Genomic DNA, 2,871 nt, shown 5'->3' with positions numbered 1-2,871 from the left:
GATTTTGACATTTTTTGGATTATTTTCTATTTTAATGGGGGTACTCTTCCATCCTTACTTTTCTGTTTATTGGTTGGCAATTATTGTATTTACATACTTGCAAAAATTAATTCAAACTGGCCAAAAAATTTCCATTAATTCTGTCATTAAACATACGAATATTCCTCTTTCTGTCCTCGGCACAATAGTCTATTTTACTTTAGGATTATTAACTTGGTTACGAGAGCGCCCAGAATTTACATTTGATCCTTTTCATTGGGTAAAAAAGGAGCAGTTACTCATCACTTTTATGGAATTCAGTCATTTTGACTTCTTACGAAAACTTTTATATCCCTTGCTTATTATCATTTTCGTAATTTTATCAATTATTATAGTTTACCCAAAACTTAGGAAAGTTTATCTTAAAGAGCTAATCAGTCCGGTTTTTCTAATAATTATAGCCTTGGGAATATCTATATTTTTATCTTATGTCTCTTTTCGGAGTGACTATTGGATTTTAACAAGACAATGGGTAGCTTCAATCTCACTTGTTCCTTTGGGTTTTGTTTGGCTTGCGTATAGAATCTCAAAAATTTTTGCTAAAATCCATATAATTATAGCTTTTTTATGGATAATGCTTTGTTTTACTCCTATAGTTCTTCAATTTCATAAAGTAGCTATTTCTAATTCTCAAGCTCTTAGAGAAAGGTTGGCTCAAATTTCGGTAATCTCAAAAGAATATCAAGATAATTTTGAGTATTTAGAGTCTCTAGAATATTTTGAAACCCCTAAAAATTTACAAAATCAAAATGTTGATGATTCCAACCAGTATTGGGTGTCTTTAGCTAATAAAAACATTCAACAAGGTGGTAAAGTTTGGAAAGGTTTTAGAGGTTTTTATGGCCATCCCAAATAAATTAGTAATAGGGTTAATTTTATTTATAGTCAAAATTAACCTTTATCAATTTGATCAGGATATTTTTTAGCTATTAGCAGAATTGATTTTCCTAATCTATATCTGAAGATAGGATCTAAGGTTCTAGAGATAGGAACCATTAAGCTATCCCATACTTGTATTTGTTTTAAAGTTGGTTGACTTTGCTTAAGTATCAGTTTATTAGCTAGACTAGCTAGTAAACCCACACTATCTAAATAGAGACATTTAACAATCTTGAGATTATCTGGTATTATTGCTTTAAGACTGGATTGACTATAGCGACGATAGTGACCAATAGCTGCATCGAAGGGAGTAAACAATCTTTGATGAGCTGGACCTAAAATAACTAAATTTCCATTAGCTTTTAGATGTTGAGACACTTTGATGACTTCTTGATTATCATTGGGGATATGTTCTAAAACATCAAGGTATAAAATTGAATCAAAGAATTGCTCATTAGTCAAACTATCAATAGTCCCATTGCGGGCATAACAGTTGATGATACCATTTAAATCAATCGATTGTTCTAGAGCATGGAAAAGCTGATTGTCTGGCTCTAGGCACAACCACTGACTATATTGGGAGCGACAGAGTAAACGGGTGTTGCTTCCTATCCCTGCACCCACTTCTAAGACATCACCTTTGATATATTTACTTAATAATACTCTTATATAGTTCTTCCAATTCTTGGCTTGAGCAAACAGCTCTAACTCTGTTCCAACATAGGTAAACTGGTTCATGGTTTTAAAGGAAAGAAATTATCAACATAATATTTATAATCGCGAACTGGAATCAAGTTGGACTGATTGCGCGTTGACAAGATGATCAGACTGAAAACAGTTCCGATTAAGACAAGTTGGAACATAGATAGAACTAATAAACCCGACACGTAGGTGGCCCAGCCTGGTATCCCCCAATCGGTAAAGAGTCTAATCAGCAAAACTGAGCCTAAGAGCAACAATAAAATAACTAACAAAACTACAACACTTAATAAGATTCTCGTCCCAACAATATCTCCGTACACTGCAATAGAACTCAAGCCATGTGTCACGAGGGACACTAAGTTCATCTTGGGCTGTCCAGCTAGTCGCTTCGCCCGGGGCACATCTACTTCAAGATAGGGAATTCGAGAGCGATAAATGCCTGATGAGTAATGATTCCAAATTTCTGAAATAACTACGACGTTCTTCAATAAATAAGCAGGTAATAAACTGAAATTACCGACGCTAATTTCTTTCCCTATAAGCAGGAGATAAAGCTTTTTGTAAATGAAATAGAAAAACTTAAATGTGTAGCTTTCAGAGCGCTTACTGCGCTTAGCAAAAATTATTTTATTGTTACCTGTCTTGTCCGAGACATTCAGGAGGTGCTCTATCGCAAAGGGATTATCTTCCCCATCACCGTCCATCACCACAACCCAGTCGCAGTCTGAGTGGCTATATACATAGGACAAGCCAACCGCTATCGCTCTCTGGTGACCAAGGTTGCGGCGAAGTCGAAGGATGTTAACTGCTCGAATCTGGAGATGTTCTTGATGAGTCAGTGAATCTGGGATGGGCATAGTTGAATAGTCATCAACAATGACAACTTCTAAATTCGTGCCTTCAGGAATAATAATCTCATCAATAAGTAGCAGTAGCTTTTCCAGAGCTTCCCAGTCATTAAATGAAGGAATGACAATGACTAGATTTTTCCTATCAGTCAAGTCAGTAATTAGAGACTGATTTAGAGACTGTTTTGGCGGTGAGAGCTTTGAGAGTCCCATTTATTTCCTCTCAGACTATGAAAAACTAATAAGTTAGAGTACATGTTTTCCTGCAAAAAGTCTACCCATCACTTCAGTACAGAAGAAAAAGGTTGAAAAGAAGAGCAGGATGGGGTTTGATCCGAATTTAGGAGAGTGATCACAAAACCCATGAACCAAAAAAAGGAGAATTGAGAAAAGCTCTCCAACC

Annotated in this window: 3 protein-coding genes; 1 reads left to right on the top strand and 2 read right to left on the bottom strand. The window is 35.6% G+C overall.

Going from position 1 to position 2,871, the window contains the following annotated elements; genetic code table 11:
- The coding region (locus F6K53_RS36535) for a hypothetical protein (RefSeq protein WP_293084379.1) at positions 1 to 895 on the top strand (895 nt) is incomplete at its 5' end.
- A 35-nt stretch (positions 896 to 930) separates the two neighbouring features.
- On the opposite strand, the gene F6K53_RS36530 is transcribed toward F6K53_RS36535, so the two are convergent.
- Entirely contained in the window at positions 931 to 1,656 is a 726-nt protein-coding gene (locus F6K53_RS36530) for a class I SAM-dependent methyltransferase (protein ID WP_293084376.1), read from the bottom strand.
- Positions 1,653 to 2,681: a glycosyltransferase gene (locus tag F6K53_RS36525; RefSeq protein ID WP_293084374.1), complete on the bottom strand. Its 1,029-nt coding sequence runs from the start codon at positions 2,679 to 2,681 to the stop codon at positions 1,653 to 1,655. Before F6K53_RS36525 ends, F6K53_RS36530 begins: the two co-directional genes overlap by 4 nt.
- Positions 2,682 to 2,871 lie beyond the last annotated feature (190 nt).

The sequence above is a fragment of the Moorena sp. SIO4A1 genome (assembly GCF_010672065.1).
In the GTDB taxonomy this organism is placed as follows: domain Bacteria; phylum Cyanobacteriota; class Cyanobacteriia; order Cyanobacteriales; family Coleofasciculaceae; genus Moorena.
The sequence above is the reverse complement of the archived record's forward strand: the minus strand, read 5'-3'. Positions and strand labels throughout refer to the sequence as shown.